Origin of the sequence: Aminipila sp. (genome assembly GCF_032051575.1) — a bacterium.
Taxonomy (GTDB): domain Bacteria; phylum Bacillota; class Clostridia; order Peptostreptococcales; family Anaerovoracaceae; genus Aminipila.
Genome location: NZ_DAMBYD010000020.1, coordinates 8,021 through 9,773 on the forward strand (window position 1 = coordinate 8,021; position 1,753 = coordinate 9,773).

2 protein-coding genes are annotated in these 1,753 nt (G+C 26.9%); both read right to left on the bottom strand.

Annotation, left to right across the window (positions count from 1 at the left end; translation table 11 throughout):
- A partial coding sequence (locus RTW14_RS18445) for a nucleotidyltransferase domain-containing protein (protein WP_312654249.1) occupies positions 1-236 on the bottom strand: 236 nt, incomplete at its 3' end.
- Between the two features lie 512 nt (positions 237-748).
- Positions 749-1,594, bottom strand: a complete 846-nt coding sequence (locus RTW14_RS18450) for a GNAT family N-acetyltransferase (RefSeq protein ID WP_312654251.1) — start codon at positions 1,592-1,594, stop codon at positions 749-751.
- Positions 1,595-1,753 lie beyond the last annotated feature (159 nt).

Genomic DNA, 1,753 nt, shown 5'->3' on the forward strand with positions numbered 1-1,753 from the left:
AAAAATCTATCTACATACCTTTGATCAAAGTCACATAGTTCATAATTTTCTTTATCTAAATAAATAACTATGTCAATTTCAGATAGATAATCTACATAACCTCGAGACATCCCTCCATTTAAGGTTATTCCAATTACTCCTTCTAAAGATTTAAGCTTTTTTATACTATTTTGTAATTCTAACATAAAATCATTAATTTTATTTTCACTTTTTAAGTTCACATATGGTCTTTTCATAATTATATCTCCTTCTTAAACTAATTTTGTCATATAAAATATAAATGTAACAGTATAATTTAAATAAAATAAAAAGCCGTAGATTTTACTCTACGACTTCTATCATAAAAAGATAGTTCAATTGCCTAGAGAGTAAAATAAAATCATATACTAATAAAATGGTTCACCAAATAAACTGTCACATCAAACAGTTTTACCACTCTATTTTAATAAATGATTCTATCTTACTTCTCCGTGTCAAATTATACTTTTTGATTACATAGTACTAATTTGACCGAATGGCACTCCACCTTTCAAAATTACACTGTTACATATGAAAATTATACACTTAATTAAAATATTTGTAAACATTATATATTAGTTTTGGAAATCATACTCAGAATATACTATCCATCCATATATTCAGCTTTTAAAATAGAATATAACACCAAATCTCCAACCCCTCTATCCTTCCAAAAATATCCCTGTCTTATTATCCCTTCATCTATAAAATTGTTTCTTAATCATTTAAATCATATCTTCAAAAGCATTTCATACTGACTAACACTATATTCAAAACCTAATTGGAGTAAAAAGTTTTTAGTAGATTCAGATTGATCATCTACGTTAAGAACGCTGATTTTATGTGATTCTGTATTTTTTATCATATCTGTAATTATACTTCTTGCAATTCCTTTACCCCTATAATCCTTATTCACTGCTATTTGGGGAATATCCCCTGTTTTTTTATCAATAATGCCATAGCCAACAATGTTGTTATCAAAACGCACAATAGAATATTGAAATGCTTCTGGTATAGAGCTTATAGAATCAATAGAATTCTGCCAAGATGGCTCAAAATCCCAAAATCCTGTTAATTGTCTTAAGTTAATTTTGTCAACATGTTCAACCATATAGGTTGTTATTGGATTATATTTATTTTTATCTAGATGAAAACATTGGAACTCTCTTTGAATCTCGAAGCCTTGTTTTTTATATAGTTCAACCGCAGATGTATTAAATTTAATTACTTCAAGTAAGTATTGCTCTACTTGCTTTTCTTTAAGCTCTTTTTTGATATTTAAAAGCATATTGCTTGTGATACCTTGTCTTCTATATTCAACTGTAACGCCTGTCCCAAGATCATATACTGTTGATTTTCCATTCCAATTTCTAAATCCATTTAAAACGAATCCAACTAACATTTCACTTTTAAATGCACCTATGGACATTTCGGAGACATAACCCCTTCTTTGAAGCATTTGCTTAAACTTCCAGATAGGTAAATCCATCTTAACCTGATAATCAGAAAATGCATCTGAAAACGTTTTATGAAGTGTTTCAATACTTGTTTTATCTAATATTTTATAACTAAACATTTCTTATCTTCTCCTTTATATTATATAATCTTTTAATTTGGCAATAAGTTTGTCAATATTCTTGAAAAAATATTTCTTTAAAGATATGCTTAATATTTATATTATATGTGTTCTTTTAGTATATCACATTAATATTTGCTAATTACATAAAAAACCAAT

Coding starts and splice junctions, on each gene's coding strand:
- RTW14_RS18450 (WP_312654251.1), bottom strand. CDS start 1,594: ATGTTTAGTTATAAAATATTAGATAAAACAAGTATTGAAACACTTCAT.